Source organism: Janthinobacterium sp. GMG2, from assembly GCF_033949445.1.
GTDB classification, from domain to species: domain Bacteria; phylum Pseudomonadota; class Gammaproteobacteria; order Burkholderiales; family Burkholderiaceae_D; genus Janthinobacterium; species Janthinobacterium aestuarii.
Map to the genome: position 1 here is coordinate 591,602 of NZ_JAXAWA010000003.1, position 16,439 is coordinate 608,040.

The window sequence follows — 16,439 nt, forward strand, 5'->3', positions numbered from 1 at the left end:
AGGGTTTTGCATTCTCGTTCGGGATATAGGGTGAGAGCCACCCTTATCCATTGAACTTATGCACGCTTTTTCCCGTTTTTTCCATGAGTAGCCCAAGCCGCCAGGCCGGCCCGATCAGCCGGATACTGCAGCCCATCCGCGGGCGCCTGATCGCCGCCGCCGTGCTGGCCGGTACGGGTTCCATGCTGACCCTGGTGCCGCTGGCCGGCATCGCGCACATCGCCAGCATCGCCCTGGCCCCTGCGGCCATGCAGCTTGGCATCTGGCCCACCATTCTCGCCAGCGTCGCCTGCCTGTTTGCCGGCATGGCCCTGACCACGCTGGGCGAGCTGGCCGCGCACTTGGCCGACAACCGCCTCACCCATCAATTGCGCCTGCAGGCCATGCAGCGCCTGGGGCAGGTGCCGCTGGGCTGGTTCACCAGCCGTGCCTCGGGCGAGGTCAAGCAGGCGATGCAGGACGATATCAATACTCTGCACAGCCTTACCGCGCACTTCTATACGACGACGGGGCGCGCCGTGGGCGCCATCGCCATCTCCGTCATCTATCTGTTCGCCATGGACTGGCGCCTGGCCATCGTTTCGATATTGCCATTTCCCGGCTTCTTCCTGTTCTTCGGCCGCGCCATGAAGGCCAGCGGCGGCAATATGGAACAATTCGTCGCCGGCATGGGACGCATCAACAATGCCGTGGTGGAATTCGTCAACGGCATCCCCGTGGTCAAGGCCTTTGGCGCCACGGGACGCGCGCACGGCAGCTACCGCGCGGCCGTCGATGCGTTTGCCGATGCGTTTGCCGCGTTTACGCGCCCGCTGGTCGGCTCCATGGCGAATGCCAACGCGCTGATCGCACCCGTCGCCGTGCTGGGAGTGGTGGTGCTCGCCGGCACCGTCTTCGTGGCGCTGGAAGCGATGGCGCCCGTCGATATCCTGCCGTTCGCCCTCGTGGCGCCCGGCATTTCCGCGCCGATGCTGCTGCTGCACTACCTCACGCATGACCTCAACAATGCCACGGGTGCGGCCCAGCGCGTGCAAGCCTTGCTCGACACGCCCGTGCTGGCGCAGCCGGCGCCAGGCCAGCAGCAGTTGCCAGTTGGTACCGAGATTCGCATGGAAAATGTGGGCTATGCCTACGATGGGCAGAACAAGGTGCTGTCGGACATCACGCTGACTTTGCAGCCCGGCACGGTGACTGCCATCGTCGGCGCTTCCGGTTCCGGCAAGTCTACTCTGGCGCGGCTGCTGCTGCGCTTTTTCGACCCGACCGAGGGGCGCATCACCTTGGGCGGCGCCGACTTGCGGCACATCGCCACGCCCGAGCTATACCGGCGCATCGGTTTCGTGCTGCAGGAAGTGCGGCTGATCCACGCCAGCGTGCGCGAGAACATTGCGCTGGGCCGCCCATCGGCCAGCACGCACGAGATCGAAGAGGCGACGCGCCTGGCGAACATCCATGAACGCATCCTGGCCTTGCCGCGCGGCTACGATTCCGTCATCGGCGAGGATGCGCAGCTGTCCGGCGGCGAGTTGCAGCGCGTGAGCATCGCCCGCGCCGTGCTGCTCGATCCGTCCGTGCTGGTGCTCGATGAGGCGACGGCCGCGGCCGACGCGGAAAACGAAGTGGCGATCCAGGATGCCCTGTCGCGCTTTGCCCAAGGCCGCACCTTGCTTGTGATCGCGCACCGGCTCGACACGGTCATGCATGCCGACAATATCGTCGTCGTCGAGAACGGCGCCATCGCCGAGCAGGGCAGCCATGCCGGCTTGCTCGCCCACCAGGGCCGCTATGCGCAACTATGGGCGCTGGGCGGCTATCAGGATTCCCAGGAAGATGCGGTGCTCCCATGCTGAAAACATTTACTCAACTGCTGGGTGACGATGCGCCCGTGTTCCGCCGCTACTGCGCCATGGCGCTCGCGTATGGCGTGCTGAGCGGGCTGACGATCACGGCGCTGGTATTGGCTCTGGGCCGGCTGCTGGCCGGCGACGTGGGCGGCGCGGCCCTGTGGCTGATCGTGCTGCTGGTCGGGTTGGTCGCTTGCTGGGCCTGGCGGCGCCAAGTGGAGAAAGCGGGCGTGCGCGTGGGCGTGACGGTCTTGCAAGGGGCGCGCCAGCGCCTGGGCGACCACGTGGCGCGCCTACCCGTCGGCTGGTTTACGCCGGAGAATACGGCCAAGCTGGGCCACGTCATCACGCAAGGCATGATGAGTGTCGCGCAGTTGCCGGCCCACGTGCTCACTCCCGTGATTTGCGGTGCCGTCACGCCCGTGGTATTGCTGGCCGCGCTGTTTGCTCTGCATTGGCAGCTGGGCGTGGTCGCGCTGCTGGCGCTGCCCTTGCTGGCTGGTGCCTTGCGGCTCACGGCGCACCTGGGCCAGCGCGCCGACGATGCCTACCACCATCACTTTGCCCAGACCAGCCAGCGTCTTGTGGAGTTTGCGCAAGCGCAGTCGGTGCTGCGCGCCTTCAATGGTAACGGCGGTGGCGCAGCTGAAGGCGGCACACGTTTCCTGCAACAAGCCATCGACACACAGCGCCACGCGGGCACGCGGCTCATTTACCTGTCGGCGCTGTCCTCGGTGCTGAACGCCTGGACCGTACAAGCCATCTTCGCCGTCTTGCTGGCCGTTGCTGCGACCCTGCTTGGTACGGCAACGGCGGCAGACGCCATCGCCGTCAGCGTGGCATTGCTGCTGGTGGTGCGCTTTGTCGACCCGCTGCAGGAAGTGGCCAGCTATGGCGAAGTGCTGCGCGGTGCGCGCGGCCCGCTGGACGCTGCGCGCGATATTTTCGCCGTACAGCCCTTGCCGGAAGCACACAAGCCGCAAGCGCCGCGCGATGCTTCGGTCGAATTGTGTGGCGTGCACTTCCGCTATGCGCCGGACCAGCCCGACGTCTTGACGGACATCAACCTGCAGATTGCGCCGGGCAGCATGACGGCACTGATCGGCGCTTCCGGTTCAGGCAAGACGACCCTGGTGCGCCTGATCGCGCGCTTCTTTGACGCCAGTGCAGGCACGGTGCTGGTGGGCGGCGTCGATGTGCGCAACATGTCCAGCGAGCAATTGGCCCGCCAGATCAGCCAGATCTTCCAGGACAGTTATCTGTTCCAGGGCAGCATCGGCGACAACATCCGCATCGGCAAGCCGGCCGCCAGCGATGCCGAGGTGCTGGAAGCGGCGCGCCAGGCTGGCGTGGCCGAGATCATCGCCCGCCTGCCGCAGGGACTTGCGACGCTGGTGGGCGAGGGCGGCGCGCGCCTGTCCGGCGGCGAACGCCAGCGCATCGCCATCGCGCGCGCGCTGGTCAAGGATGCACCGATTCTGCTGGTCGACGAGGCGACGGCCGCGCTCGACGCGGAAAACCAGGCCGCCATCGCCGAAGCGCTGGCGCGGCTGCGCGGCAAGCGCACGGTGATCGTCATCGCCCACCAGTTGTCGACGGTGGCCATGGCCGACCAGATTGTCGTGCTCGATGGCGGCACCCTGGGCGAGCAGGGCGCGCCAGCCATCTTGCGCGCGCAGGGCGGCCTGTATGCGCACTTCCTGGCCCAGCGCCAGGCGGCCAAAGGCTGGCGCATCGCCGCGCCCGCGCACCAGCCTGGAACGGAGTCCGGCATTTGACACGCGCGCGTCTGCTTTTCCTTTTCGTGCTGCTGTGCTGCGCCTCCTTGCTGGTCGGCGCCAGGCAGATGGAGTGGGCACAACTGTTGTCATCGTCCGGCGCGCTGTCCGACGATACGTGGCTGACCCTGACGGCCAGCCGGCTGCCGCGCCTGGCGGCGCTGGTGCTGACGGGCGTGGGCCTGTCCGTGTGCGGCGTCATCCTGCAGCACATCGTGCGCAACAAATTCGTCGAGCCGGCCACGTCGGGCGGCCTCGATGCGGCCAAGCTGGGCATCCTCGTTGCGCTGACCGTGGCACCTGCGGCGGGCACGGCCGGCAAGATGGCGTTCGCGCTGGCCTTCTGCCTTGCCGCCAGCGTACTGTACGTGGCCCTGATCCGCCGCATCCGCTTCAAGAACACCATTCTGGTGCCCGTGATCGGCCTCGTGTATGGCGGCGTGCTCAGCGCCGTGGCCGAGTTTTATGCCTACCGCAACAACATCCTGCAAAGCATGCAGGGCTGGCTGCTCGGCGATTTTTCGCGCATCGTGCAGGGCAACTATGAAATCATTTATCTGATCCTGCCCATCGTTGCCCTCACGTATGTGTACGCGCAGCGTTTTACCGTGCTGGGCATGGGCGAGGGCATGGCGACCAGCCTGGGCCTGAATTATGCGGGCACGGTGGCGCTGGGCCTGATGCTGGTGGCCGTCACGGTGGCGGCCACGGTGATCACGGTGGGGGCGATCCCGTTTGTCGGGCTGGCCATCCCCAACTTGGTAGCCTTGCGCTACGGCGACAAGCTGGAGCGCACCCTGCCCATCGTCGCCCTGTACGGCGCGTCGCTGCTGCTGGCCTGCGACATCGCCGGGCGATTGCTGATCTACCCATTCGAGGTGCCAATTGGCCTGACGGCCGGTGGCGTGGGAGGCTTGCTGTTCCTTATCCTGATCATCCGGGGGCGGCGATGAGGCGCAGTTTGAACCAGCGGACGCTGTGGCTGGCCGTGCTTGCTTTAGCAGTGGTTTTCCTCTTCCTCGGCGCCAATCTCGACTTCGATTACGTCATTCCCAAACGATTGTCGCGGCTGGCCGCCATCATCATCGGCGGCGTTTGCGTGGCCGTGTCGTCGATTGTGTTCCAGACCATCGCCGGCAACCGGATACTGACGCCGGCCGTCATGGGGTATGAAGCCGTGTACCTGCTGCTGCAATCGCTGCTGATCCTCGCGATGGGCATGCACAGCGTGGTGCTACTGGGACAGAACGGCAATTTTGTCGTGTCGATTGCGCTGATGCTCGCGTATTCCTGGGCCATCCACTATTGGCTGTTTCGTGATGGCAAGAACAACGTGTATTTTCTGCTGCTGCTGGGTTTTGTGCTGACGATGGTGATCGGCACGTTTACCCAGTTCATCCAGCTGCGCATCAGCCCCGGTGAATTTGCCATCTTGCAAGGCTTCAGCCAGGCATCGTTCAACAAGACGCAGCCTGCACAATTGCTGTACTCGGCCCTGCTGGCGGGCGCCGCCTGCGTGGCTGTCGTAAAAACTTTGCCGGCGCTCGACGTGCTGGCGCTGGGGCGCGAACAGGCGATCTCGCTCGGCATCGATTACCGGCGCATGGTGCGGCTGCAGCTGGCGCTGATCGCCGTGCTGGTGGCCGTGTCAACCAGTCTGCTGGGCCCCACGGCGTTCATGGGCATCTTTGTGGCGAACACAACGTATGCCCTGGCCCGCACGGGGCGTCACCGCGCCACCTTGCCGCTGGGCTGCGCCATTGCCATCGTCATCTTCCTGGCCGCCCAGCTGCTGGTCGAGCACGTTTTCAACTACCGGACCACGGTTGGCATCCTCGTCAACCTTGTATGTGGCGCGTATTTCCTCGCGCTCATGGTCCGTACCCGGGGCACCGCATGATCCACATCAACCAGATCGAAAAAAACTACGGCGCCAGGCGTGTGCTGGACAACGTCAGCGTGCAGTTTCCCAAGGGAAAAGTGACGTCCTTGATCGGCCCGAATGGCGCCGGCAAGACCACCTTGCTGATGCTCATCGCGCGCTTGCAGCAAGCGAATGGCGGCGAGATTGCGATAGACGGGCGCAGCATCGCGGCGATCAAGATCCAGGACTATGCGAGACTGGTGGCCACCCTGCGCCAGTCTCCCGATTTTCATTTGCGCCTGACGGTGGAAGAGCTGGTCGCCTTCGGCCGCTTTCCCTACAGCCGGGGTAGCTTGACGCGGCAGGACCGGCAAGCCATCGACGAGGCCATCGCCTTTTTGTCGCTGGACAATCTGCGCCTTGCCTACGTCGATGAGCTGAGCGGCGGCCAACGCCAGATGGCCTTCCTGGCCATGACGATCGCCCAGCAGACCGATATTTTGCTGCTCGACGAGCCGCTCAACAACCTCGACATGCAACACGCCGTGCAGATCATGCGCGCGTTGCGCCGCCTGTGCGACGAGCAGGGCCGCACGGTGATCCTGGTGATCCACGACATCAATTTCGCCGCCAATTATTCGGACCACATCGTCGCCATGCAGGGTGGCGCCGTGCGCTTTTCCGGCCCTGTCGACGAGGTCGTCACCGAGGCACGCTTGCGATTGTTGTACGGCATCGATTTTCACATCATGCGCAATGAGCGCGGCTGCGTCTGCAATTACTTTACCCCCACAGGAGCTTGAGATGATCTGGAACAAATCCCGCTGCGCGCTGGCCGTGCTGCTCGCCGCCATGGCCGCTCTGCAAGGCTGCACCGACAAGGTGGCCACGGCGCCGCCGGCACTTGCCGCTTCCGCGTCGGAGCAGGCATTTACTCCCGTCACCATCGTGCACAAGCTGGGCACGACGGTGATCCAACATCGCCCGCAGAGGGTGGCCGTGCTCGACATGAACGAAGTCGATTTCCTCGACCAGCTGGGCGTGCCCGTGGCCGGCATGGTGAAGGATTATGTGCCGCATTTCCTCACGCGCTACAAGGATGACCAGGCCATCCGCGACCTGGGCGCCATCGTGCAGCCCAATCTCGAGCATATCCACGCGCTCCAGCCCGATCTGGTGCTGATGACGTCGATCCAGGCCAACCATTACAAGGAACTGAGCCAGATCGCGCCCACCTTGCATTTCGACGTGGACTACCAGAACAGCGAGAGCAAGCATATCGAGGTGGTCAAGCAGCACTTGCTGACGCTGGGGCGTATCTTTGGCAAGGAAGACGTCGCCAACCTGAAAGCCGCCGAACTCGACGCCAAGGTGGCGGACGCGCGCAAAATGATCCAGGACCGTCCCGAGAAAGCACTGATCGTGCTGCACAACAATGGCGCCTTCAGCTCATTCGGCGTGCAGTCGCGCTACGGTTTTGTCTTTGATGCGCTGGGCGTGAAACCCGCCAGTTCGGCCATCGAAGCGGGCTTGCATGGCCAGCCCATTTCCAGCGAATTCATCCAGCAAGCCAACCCCGACATCATCTATGTTGTCGACCGCACGGCCGTGATGGAGCACCGCCCCGTCATGACGGCCGAACAGATGGCCAATCCGCTGCTGCGCCAGACCAAGGCCTGGAAGAACGGCCGCGTCGTCTTTGTCGATGCGGACGCCTGGTACATCACGGCGGCCAGCGTGACGTCGCTGAAACGGGTGATCGACGACGTGCTCAGCGGTTATCAATAATATTTTCGTAATGATTCGTATTTGGATTGAGGGTTTTGCCTTTTCGTTCGGGAGATAGGGTGAGAACAAGCAATCATCCCATCTGAAAGGATTTACTGTATGGCACACCGCATGGCAACGCGCCACCTTCCCGCCTTGAATCTGAGCCGCATCGCCACCGCCGTGCAACTGGCGCTCATCACGGGCTTGACCGTGGGGGCGCTGGGCGTGGCTGCCCCGTCAGCCTACGCGCAAGCGGGGACGGCCCCGGCCCGGCAAGCATTCAGCGTGCCGGCCGGTGCGTTGGGCTCGGCGCTCAACATTTTCGCCGCCGAGGCGGGCGTGGAATTGACGGTCGAGGCTAGCCTGCTGCAAGGCAAGAACAGCGCCGGCCTGTCCGGCAGCTACAGCGTGCCCGAGGGCTTTTACGAATTGCTGCGCGGCCACGGCTTGCAAGCCGTGCGCGAGGGCAATGGCAGCTATACGGTACGCCGCGAAGCGGCGCACAGCGCCGCCGCCGAGGCAGCCGCCACCATGCCGGCCGTGACGGTCTGGGGCAAAGGCAGCACCGTGACGGATGCCTACGCAGGCGGGCAAGTGGCGTCCGGCGGCCGCGTGGGTTTTCTTGGTGACAAGGATTTCATGGAAACGCCGTTCAACACCATCAACTATACGGATAAATTCATCGAAGACCGCCAGGCGCGCGACATCACCGATGTGATTTCCGCCACCGATCCCACCGTCTTCAGCAGCGGCATGACGGGCATCATCGGCGAGAATTATTCGATACGGGGCTTCAGCTCGAATATCGGCGACGTCGCGTTTGGCGGCCTGTACGGCATCTCGCCCTACTACCGCACCTCGCCTGAAATGTTCGAGCGCGTCGAGGTGCTGAAGGGACCGTCAGCATTGCTCAATGGCATGCCACCGGGCGGCTCGGTAGGCGGCAGCATCAACCTCGTGCCCAAGCGCGCGGGCGAGACGCCGCTGGCGAGGGTGACGGCATCGTATATGTCGGACGCGCAATGGGGCGGCCATGTGGACCTGGGCCAGCGGTTCGGTGAGAATCAACAGTTCGGCATCCGCGTCAACGGCGTCTACCGCGATGGCGAGGGCGCCATCGACCATCAGAAAAAGAAGACCAAGCTCGTCTCCGTGGGGCTGGACTGGCGTGGCAACGGTGCGCGCCTGTCCGCCGACCTGTACCACAGCGAGGATCGCGCCGATGGCTTGAACAGGGGCGTCAACCTGGCCCCCGGCTTGCCCGTGCCGCGTCCGCCGAAAGCGGAAACCTTGTTGAATCCCAGCTGGGCGTTCTACGATACCAAGGACAAGGGCGCCATGCTGCGCGGCGAGCTGGACGTCAATGAGCAAGTGATGGCGTATGCCGCCGTGGGCGCCAGCCGGGCCGACTACCAGTCGACGGGCGCGTACCTGATCCAGGTGTTCAACACGGCTGGCGACTACCGCACCAATCTTGCCGACCTGGGTTTTGATGTGGAAAAGCAGTCGGCGGAAGCAGGCTTGCGGGGCAAGCTGCGCACGGGCGATATCGGCCATCAATGGGCCGTCAACGCCACGTATTATCACCACACGGACAAGCAGTACGGACGCAGAAATACCCTGGAAAAAGACTGGATCACGAACATCTATAACCCCGTCTGGGGTCCGGCGACGCGCTTCGAGGCGCCGCAAATTTCCAAGGCGGAACTCCGCCTGGCCAGTATCGGCCTGGTCGACACGCTTTCTTTTGCGCAAGACAAGGTGCAACTGACGGTGGGCTTGCGCCGCCAGGAAGTGCTCAGCGATAACTTCAACATCAAGACGGGCGCGCGCACCTCGCGCTATGACGAAGGCGCCACCACGCCGGCCGTCGCCCTGCTGGTCAAGGCGAGCCAGACGATTTCCCTATATGGCAATTACATCGAAGGCTTGAGCCAGGGCGCCACGGCGCCGTTGACGGCGGCCAACTCGGGCGAGGTCTTTGCGCCATACAAGTCGAAGCAGGCGGAGCTTGGCCTCAAGGTCGACCTGGGCGAGTTCGCGCATACGGTCAGCGTGTATGAAATCAAGCGGCCCAGCAGCTATGTCGATCCCGTCAGCAATATCTTTTCCTTTGGCGGCGAACAGCGCAACCGCGGCGTCGACTGGGGCTTCTTTGGTTCGCCCCTGCGCGACGTGCGCCTGATGGGCGGCGTGGCGTATGTCGACCCGGTCTTGAGCAAGACGCCGGGCGGCGCCAACCAGGGCAAGCAGGCAGCGGGCGTGCCCAAACTGCAAGCCAAGCTCGGTGTCGAATGGGATACACCCGCCATCCCCGGCGTGACCCTGACGGCGAATGCGACGGCGGCATCGAAGCAATACATCAATGCCGACAATTCGATGTCCGTGCCGGGCCGTACCGTGTTTGATCTGGGCGCCCGCTATGCGACGAAGGCGGCGGGCCGGCCGTTGACCGTACGCGCCAGCGTGACGAACGTCGGCAACAAGGCGTACTGGGCGCTGCCGCAATGGACCAGCCTGGGCCTGGGCGCGCCGCGCACCATCATGCTGTCGGCCACAACGGAGTTTTAATCTGTCTTGTTGCTATTCGTCCGCGCCCCGCGCCAGGCTGTCCGAGCGCCGCCACGTCCACATCAGCCCGATGCCGGCCGAGGTGCCGCTGTTCTGGCGCAGCAGGGGGCTGGCGCGGTTGGCGGCGCCTGTGTAGTTGTCGTAGCGTAAAAAGGCAAAGGCGCGCCAGTCTTGGTGCAGCCGGTACGAACCGCCCAGACCCAGCCGCGTGAGCATCAGCCCGCTTTTTGCCGCATACGCTGGCCGCTGCGCCGTGGCAAACGCGGGGCTGACGCCATAAAAATAATCGTTGATGGCAGCATTGCCCAGCACGGCGCCCAGGCTGGCGTCGACATGCCATGCCTGCTGCTCGCCTTGCAGTCCATACACGAAACGCGGCTCGAACGTGGCGCCCTGGCGGCGCAGGCCGCCGCGCGCTTCGATGACGGCGCGCAAGGGCAGTTCCAAGCCCAGGCGGCTGTGCTGCGTCGGCTCGGCCAGCTTGATTTTCAGGCGCGGGCCAAATTCCACCAGGGTGCCCAGGTCGGGCATGCCGCGCCGGGCCGGCACGTCGCTGGAGCGGGCCGGCAAGGACAGGGCAAAACCGATATCGAAGTCGAGGCGGTCCGTATCGAGCAGGCGCGCGCCCACGCCCGAACGGTCGGCGCGCAACACTTTCCCGCGATAAATCAGATAGGGCAGGGCCAGGCTGCGCGTCGAGCGTTCGCTGGCGCCGGGATAGGCGGGCGTGACGGCCGTGCCGCCAAATACCCCCGCTTCCCATAAGGGCAGCGGTGCTTCGGCGGCTTGCGCCGGCGCCATGGCGGCGGAGAAGGCACAGGCGGCCAGCAAGGTGCGGGCGGTGTTCATCGAGGAAATCCGCAAGGTTTGCCGGCCTGTAGCGATTCCAGCGCCTTGTCGCTGAGGGCGCTCGATTGACCGCTTTTCTTTGCCAGCGCGATGGCGCGGCTGAAATGAAAGGCGGCCGCGTCGTCGCGGCAGGCGGCGCTGGCGGCGCGCCCGGCTTCGTGGTGCAGCCGCGCCTGCCAAGCGAAATCGCCATGGCCCAGTTCGGCATTGCCAGCGGCGTCCGCGTAGTTGCGCATCGCTTGCGCCCAGTCGCCCTGGCTGGCCGCTTCCCGCGCGAACTGCTCCTGCTGCGCCGCCGTGCGCAGTTCGATTTGCGTGGCGCAGGCGCCCAGCGCCATCAGGACGAACGGCAGGACGAGGCAAGTGCGGAAGGACAGGAGTGTGGACATGGCGCCACTGTAGCGCATGGGAAGGGGCGCACGTTTGCGCTGAACGCGTGAATCTGGGCTTTTTTGTAGCACTGATGACATATAATTTGCACACGACTTTGTTATCTTTGACACATCACCGAACAGGAGCACCATGTTTTCACGTAAATTTCATTCTTGTGCACAGCTGATGCTGGCTACCTTGCTGATGGGCTTTGTCGCGGCCTCGCCTGCGCGTGCGCAGCAGGCGGCCGTCAAATTGCCGAACGTGGTGATCCTGGCAACGGGCGGCACCATCGCCGGCAGCGGCGCCGACAGCACCACCACCGTCGGCTACACCTCGGCCACCGTGGGCGTCGAACGCCTGATCGCGGCCGTGCCGGAACTGAAGAAAGTGGCAAACGTAAAAGGCGAGCAAGTATTCCAGATCGCCAGTGAAAGCATGGGCAACAGCCACTGGCTGACCCTGGCCAAGCGCATCAACGTGCTGCTGGCCTCGAACGACGTCGATGGCGTGGTCGTCACGCACGGCACCGACACCATCGAGGAAACCGCGTATTTCCTGAACCTGACCGTGAAAAGCCACAAGCCGGTCGTGGTGGTGGGCGCCATGCGTCCGTCGACGGCCATCTCGGCTGACGGCCCGATCAACCTGTACAACGCCGTGTTGCTGGCCGGTAGCAAGGAAGCCGTGGGCAAGGGCGTCCTGGTGGCCTTGAACGACCAGATCAACGCCGCGCGCGAAGTGAGCAAAACCAACACCTCGACGACCGATACCTTCAAGTCGCCGGAACTGGGCATGCTTGGCTACATCCAGGGCAGCAAGCCTTTCTTCTACCGCCAGTCGACGCGCAAGCACACCTTGGAGTCGGAATTTGACATCAGCAAGCTCGATGCCCTGCCACAAGTGGACATCGTTTACGGCTACGCCAACATGAACCGTGTCGGCATGGACGCCTTCATCGCCGCTGGCGCCAAGGGCATCATCCACGCTGGCGTGGGCGATGGCAGCGTGGCCGCACAAATGAAGCCGGCCCTGGTGGAAGCGCGCCAGAAGGGCGTGCTGATCGTGCGTTCGAGCAGAGTCGGCCAAGGCATCGTGGCGCGCAATGGCGAAGCCAATGACGATGAACTCGACAGTGTCGTCTCCGACACCCTGAACCCGCAAAAAGCCCGCATCCTGCTGATGCTGGCCCTGACCAAAACGAACAGCACGCAAGAAATCCAGCGTATTTTCTACACGTATTAATCACTGCTACGCCACACTCAGCCTTATTGGCTCAGTGTGGCTGATTTACGCTTGCCCGCTTTGCTGCCATACTTCGCTTCTGAATAATTTCCTGACAGAAGCTGCAACACTGTCTCCGGTTCATGGCCATCCTGTCCGACATCATTCTGTATCCCATCAAATCGTGCGCCGGCATCCATTTGCGCGAGGCGGTCCTGACGCGTTCAGGGCTGATGAGCGAGCACGTGTTCGACCGCGAATGGATGGTGGTCGATGAGCAGGGCCGCTTCCTGACCCAGCGCGAACATCCGCGCATGGCGCTGATCGTGCCGTCCATCAAGGCCACCACCCTGGAATTGCGCGCGCCGGGCATGCTGCGCCTGGAAATCGAGCTGGGATTGCCGCATCCGCAACACTCGCCCATGCTCGACGTGCAAGTGTGGGACGATTGCGTGCGCGCCTACGATTGCGACGACGTCACGGCCACCTGGTTTTCCAACGCCATCGGCGTGCCGTGCCGCCTGGCGCGCTTTCACCCGGACGTGGTGCGCGCCACCAGCACCACATGGACGGACGGCATTGCCGCCGAGACCATGTTTGCCGATGGTTATCCGGTGCTGATCGCGGGCAATGCCTCGCTAGCCGACGTGAATGACAAGCTGCGCGCGGCCGGCCGTGACGCGCTGCCGATGAACCGCTTCCGCCCCAACCTCGTCATCGACGATATCGGCGCCTTCGAGGAAGACTACGCCGACTTCCTGCAATTCGGCGCGACGGTGCTAAAACCCGTCAAGCCGTGTTCGCGCTGCCCGATTCCGTCGGTGGACCAGGCCACGGGCGTGCCCGGACCGGACCCGCTCGACGTCATGCATGGCTATCGCGCCAAGCCCGAGCTCGACGGCGCCATCTGCTTCGGCATGAACGCCATCGTCACCGAAGGCGGCGATGAGCGTATCGTGGTGGGGCAGGACATCGGTTTCGAACTGGCATTTTAAGCATGGCGCCCGCACACAAGGGTTTAAGGTTTCTATGAATCAAGCAATACCGCCGGACCCGCGCATTGCCAGCCTCGAAGCCGAAAACCAGGCCTTGCGCGCGCGCATGGCTTTCCTGCTGGAACAGGCCGAGCGCAACCATGACATCATGTGCCGCCACCAGGCGTTCGACCTGGAAATCGTCAGCGCGTCCACGTTTCCTGAATTGATTGGCACCATCTTCCGCACCTTGCCCGTGATTTCCGACCTCGACGGCGTCACTCTGAGCCTGCTCGACGAGGATGACGATATCGTGCTGGTGATGGAAAAGCTCGGTGTCGATTTCAGCGCCTTCCCGCAGTTGCTGTTCGTACATGCCGTGGCGGAGCTGGGCTTTGCCGCACCAAAGCCCGTGGCCGAGGGCGAAGCGGCCTTGCCGCCATCGCCGCTGCTTGGTGTCTTCGACTCTGCCGTGCATGGCCCGCGTTTTCCGCAGATCGACGCGCTGCGCAGCGTGGCGCTGGTGCCCTTGCTGCGCAACAAGCGCCTGATTGGCAGCCTGAACCTGGCCAGCAGCGACGTGACGCGCTTTACGCCCGCGCTGGGCACGGATTTCGTCAAGCACATGGCATCCATCATCGCCATTTGCCTGGAAAACGTGATCAGCAATGAAATGCTCAAATACATCGGCTTGACCGATTCCCTGACGGGCGTCTACAACCGGCGCTATATCGACCGCCGCCTGCTGGAAGAAATCGCCCGCGCTCGGCGCCAGAATTATTGCATCTCATGCATGTATATCGATATCGACCATTTTAAACTGGTCAATGACACGCATGGCCACCAGGGCGGCGATGAAGTGCTGCGCGAAGTGGCTACGCGCATCCGTACGGAATTGCGCCGCTCCGATGCGCTGGGCCGCTTCGGCGGCGAGGAGTTTGTCGTGCTGCTGATCGATGCCGACCTCGACAGCGCGACCTTCGTGGCCGAACGCATCCGCGCCAGTATCGCCGGCACCATGTTCGACTTGCCGGGCAGCGCGCAGGCGTGGGTCAGCGTGTCGATCGGCGTGGCCAGCCTGGAAAGGGACGCGGCGCTGCTGCCGATCGAAACGGTGGCGCAGCAACTGGTGGCGCACGCGGACCAGGCCCTGTACCAGGCCAAGTCCGATGGCCGTAACAAGGTCGTCAGCTGGAAAGCGCAGCGCGATTGATTATTTCAACAGCAAGGTCTCGGCTTTGGCCACGGCGTCGGCCGTGCCGCGCAGCACCACCACGTCGCCGCTGGCCAGCTGCGTCTCGGGGGTAACTTCTAGGCGGCCGCGGCCGCGGCGGATAGCCGTCACAAACGCGCCGCAGCCGGCCACGTCGACCGCACTCAAGGGCAGTCCCACGCAATGCGCGTCCTCGCTGACGGTGACCGTATGCAGGCGTTCCAGCTCGGCATCGTCGCCCGCGTCGCTGGAACCGTGGAAATAGCCGCGCAGCGAGGCATAGCGCTCCTCGCGCGCCGCCTGCACCCGGTGCACCACGCGGCGCAAGGGCACGCCCATCATGATCAAGGCATGCGAAGCGAGCATCAGGCTGCCTTCCATCAATTCCGGCACCACTTCGGCCGCGCCCGCCTTCTTCAACTGGTCGAGGTCGGTATCGTCGTGGCTGCGCACGATGACGGGCAAGGTCGGCGCCATTTCGTTCAGCAGATGCAATAATTTCAGTGCCGAGGGCGTGTTGGCATACGTGATCACGACGGCGCTGGCCCGGTAGATGCCGGCCGCCACCAGGCTTTCGCGCCGGCCCGCATCGCCATACGAGACGTTGGCGCCGGCCAGCTGCGCTTCCTGCACCCGTTCCGGATCCAGGTCCAGCGCGTGGTATTCGATTTTTTCTTCCGCCAGCAGGATGGCCAGGCTTTGCCCGCTGCGCCCGAAGCCGGCGATCAGAACGTGTTTTTGTGACGCCATGGTGCGGGTGGCGATCCTGGTCAGCGCCAGCGACTGCATCATCCAGTCGTTGGCCGCCAGTTTCATGACGATGGCGTCCGACTTGGCGATGAGGAAAGGCGCCACCAGCATCGACAGCACCATCGAGGCCAGCACGACCTGCACGACGAACGGGTCCATCAGCTTGATGCCGCCAGCGAGGTTCAGCAGCACGAAGCCGAACTCTCCCGCCTGCGCCAGTCCCAATCCCGTGCGCAAGGCCACGCCGTTGCTGGACCCGAACAGCCGGGCCAGGCCCGCGATCAGCGCGAATTTCAGCAGCACGGGGCCGCACAGCAGCAGCAAGACGAGCCACCAGTTGTCGAGCACCACGCGGATGTTGAGCAGCATGCCGACCGTGATGAAGAACAGGCCCAGCAGCACGTCGCGGAAGGGCTTGATATCCTCTTCCACCTGGTGCTTGAATTCCGTTTCGGAAATGAGCATGCCGGCAACAAATGCGCCCAGGGCCAGCGACAGCCCGGCCCGTTCCGTGATCCACGCCGCGCCCAGGGTAATCAAGAGCAGGTTGAGCATGAACAATTCTTGCGAGCGGCGCTTGGCAACGATGGTCAGCCAGCCGCGCACCATCTTCTGGCCGATGAACAGCAGCAAGATTAGTACGACCAGGGCCTTGCCGCCGGCCCAGGCCAGGGTTTCGGCCAGGTTGTCCGAATCGCGCGTGAGGGCGGGAATCAGGATCAGCAACGGCACGACGGCCAGATCCTGGAACAGCAAAATGCCGATGATCTTGCGCCCGTGTTCGCTTTCGAGCTCGAGCCGCTCCGTGAGCATTTTCGAGACGATGGCTGTCGACGACATGGCCAGCGCGCCGCCCAGGGCGAACGCGGCTTGCCAGCTCAGGTGGATGTAGGCGGACAGGTAGCGCCCGACGAACCAGCCGAAGACGACGGTGGCGATGATGGTGGTGACCACCTGCGCCATGCCAAGGCCGAAGACGATGCGCCGCATGGCGAGGAACTTGGGTAGAGAAAACTCGAGCCCGATGGAAAACATCAGGAAGACGACGCCGAACTCGGCCAAGGTATGGCTGGCCTCGTTTTCGGCCGCCAGGCCCAGCGCATGGGGGCCGATGACGATGCCAACGGCCAGGTAGCCCAGCATGGGCGGCAAATGCAACATTCTGAAAGCGACCACGCCCAGCACGGCGCTGCCGAGTAACATCAGGGTCAGTTCAAGCGAGGAAAACAT

At 63.8% G+C, this 16,439-nt stretch carries 13 protein-coding genes; 10 read left to right on the top strand and 3 right to left on the bottom strand.

Annotated elements, in window-relative coordinates; genetic code table 11:
- Positions 1 to 83: 83 nt before the first annotated feature.
- The 7 genes from SKZ59_RS14775 to SKZ59_RS14805 all read left to right on the top strand — a co-directional run bounded on the left by SKZ59_RS14775 (position 84) and on the right by SKZ59_RS14805 (position 9,827).
- Entirely contained in the window at positions 84 to 1,850 is a 1,767-nt protein-coding gene (locus tag SKZ59_RS14775; protein WP_319992163.1) for an ABC transporter ATP-binding protein, read from the top strand.
- Positions 1,844 to 3,622, top strand: coding sequence for an ABC transporter ATP-binding protein (locus SKZ59_RS14780; protein WP_319992164.1), 1,779 nt, complete (start codon positions 1,844 to 1,846; stop codon positions 3,620 to 3,622). Before SKZ59_RS14775 ends, SKZ59_RS14780 begins: the two co-directional genes overlap by 7 nt.
- Positions 3,619 to 4,575: an ABC transporter permease gene (locus SKZ59_RS14785; protein WP_319992165.1), complete on the top strand. Its 957-nt coding sequence runs from the start codon at positions 3,619 to 3,621 to the stop codon at positions 4,573 to 4,575. Before SKZ59_RS14780 ends, SKZ59_RS14785 begins: the two co-directional genes overlap by 4 nt.
- Positions 4,572 to 5,522 (top strand): iron chelate uptake ABC transporter family permease subunit, encoded by a 951-nt coding sequence (locus SKZ59_RS14790; RefSeq protein ID WP_319992166.1) that lies wholly within the window; start codon positions 4,572 to 4,574, stop codon positions 5,520 to 5,522. Before SKZ59_RS14785 ends, SKZ59_RS14790 begins: the two co-directional genes overlap by 4 nt.
- On the top strand, positions 5,519 to 6,289 hold the full coding sequence (locus tag SKZ59_RS14795) for an ABC transporter ATP-binding protein (protein WP_319992167.1): 771 nt from the start codon (positions 5,519 to 5,521) through the stop codon (positions 6,287 to 6,289). Before SKZ59_RS14790 ends, SKZ59_RS14795 begins: the two co-directional genes overlap by 4 nt.
- Before the next feature lies 1 nt (position 6,290).
- Complete coding sequence (locus SKZ59_RS14800; protein ID WP_319992168.1) at positions 6,291 to 7,274, top strand: siderophore ABC transporter substrate-binding protein; 984 nt, start codon at positions 6,291 to 6,293, stop codon at positions 7,272 to 7,274.
- 99 nt (positions 7,275 to 7,373) lie between these two features.
- Complete coding sequence (locus SKZ59_RS14805) at positions 7,374 to 9,827, top strand: TonB-dependent receptor (protein ID WP_319992169.1); 2,454 nt, start codon at positions 7,374 to 7,376, stop codon at positions 9,825 to 9,827.
- Between the two features lie 12 nt (positions 9,828 to 9,839).
- Here the strand turns inward: SKZ59_RS14805 and SKZ59_RS14810 are convergent, their stop codons facing one another.
- On the bottom strand, positions 9,840 to 10,676 hold the full coding sequence (locus SKZ59_RS14810) for a MipA/OmpV family protein (protein ID WP_219330189.1): 837 nt from the start codon (positions 10,674 to 10,676) through the stop codon (positions 9,840 to 9,842).
- The gene (locus tag SKZ59_RS14815; protein WP_139248495.1) at positions 10,673 to 11,065 is read right to left on the bottom strand and encodes a hypothetical protein; all 393 of its coding nucleotides are present in this window, start codon (positions 11,063 to 11,065) and stop codon (positions 10,673 to 10,675) included. The genes SKZ59_RS14810 and SKZ59_RS14815 overlap by 4 nt, the downstream gene beginning before the upstream one ends.
- A gap of 133 nt (positions 11,066 to 11,198) precedes the next feature.
- Here SKZ59_RS14815 and SKZ59_RS14820 point away from each other — a divergent pair, with 133 nt between their 5' ends.
- The 3 genes from SKZ59_RS14820 to SKZ59_RS14830 all read left to right on the top strand — a co-directional run bounded on the left by SKZ59_RS14820 (position 11,199) and on the right by SKZ59_RS14830 (position 14,459).
- Positions 11,199 to 12,293: a type II asparaginase gene (locus SKZ59_RS14820; RefSeq protein ID WP_034753307.1), complete on the top strand. Its 1,095-nt coding sequence runs from the start codon at positions 11,199 to 11,201 to the stop codon at positions 12,291 to 12,293.
- Between the two features lie 122 nt (positions 12,294 to 12,415).
- A complete protein-coding gene (locus SKZ59_RS14825; protein WP_319992170.1) occupies positions 12,416 to 13,267 on the top strand; it encodes an MOSC domain-containing protein in 852 nt (283 codons plus the stop codon).
- A 34-nt stretch (positions 13,268 to 13,301) separates the two neighbouring features.
- Entirely contained in the window at positions 13,302 to 14,459 is a 1,158-nt protein-coding gene (locus SKZ59_RS14830) for a sensor domain-containing diguanylate cyclase (protein WP_319992171.1), read from the top strand.
- Here the strand turns inward: SKZ59_RS14830 and SKZ59_RS14835 are convergent, their stop codons facing one another.
- Positions 14,460 to 16,439 carry a monovalent cation:proton antiporter family protein gene (locus tag SKZ59_RS14835; protein WP_072457683.1) on the bottom strand — a complete coding sequence of 660 codons (1,980 nt, stop codon included), beginning with the start codon at positions 16,437 to 16,439 and terminating at the stop codon, positions 14,460 to 14,462. It abuts the gene before it with no gap.

Excerpts from the sequence above, each read along its gene's own strand:
- SKZ59_RS14775 (WP_319992163.1), top strand. The coding sequence starts at position 84 with ATGAGTAGCCCAAGCCGCCAGGCCGGCCCGATCAGCCGGATACTGCAG.
- SKZ59_RS14780 (WP_319992164.1), top strand. The coding sequence starts at position 1,844 with ATGCTGAAAACATTTACTCAACTGCTGGGTGACGATGCGCCCGTGTTC.
- SKZ59_RS14790 (WP_319992166.1), top strand. The coding sequence starts at position 4,572 with ATGAGGCGCAGTTTGAACCAGCGGACGCTGTGGCTGGCCGTGCTTGCT.
- SKZ59_RS14795 (WP_319992167.1), top strand. The coding sequence starts at position 5,519 with ATGATCCACATCAACCAGATCGAAAAAAACTACGGCGCCAGGCGTGTG.
- SKZ59_RS14800 (WP_319992168.1), top strand. The coding sequence starts at position 6,291 with ATGATCTGGAACAAATCCCGCTGCGCGCTGGCCGTGCTGCTCGCCGCC.
- SKZ59_RS14805 (WP_319992169.1), top strand. The coding sequence starts at position 7,374 with ATGGCACACCGCATGGCAACGCGCCACCTTCCCGCCTTGAATCTGAGC.
- SKZ59_RS14810 (WP_219330189.1), bottom strand. The coding sequence starts at position 10,676 with ATGAACACCGCCCGCACCTTGCTGGCCGCCTGTGCCTTCTCCGCCGCC.
- SKZ59_RS14815 (WP_139248495.1), bottom strand. The coding sequence starts at position 11,065 with ATGTCCACACTCCTGTCCTTCCGCACTTGCCTCGTCCTGCCGTTCGTC.
- SKZ59_RS14820 (WP_034753307.1), top strand. The coding sequence starts at position 11,199 with ATGTTTTCACGTAAATTTCATTCTTGTGCACAGCTGATGCTGGCTACC.
- SKZ59_RS14825 (WP_319992170.1), top strand. The coding sequence starts at position 12,416 with ATGGCCATCCTGTCCGACATCATTCTGTATCCCATCAAATCGTGCGCC.
- SKZ59_RS14830 (WP_319992171.1), top strand. The coding sequence starts at position 13,302 with ATGAATCAAGCAATACCGCCGGACCCGCGCATTGCCAGCCTCGAAGCC.
- SKZ59_RS14835 (WP_072457683.1), bottom strand. The coding sequence starts at position 16,439 with ATGTTTTCCTCGCTTGAACTGACCCTGATGTTACTCGGCAGCGCCGTG.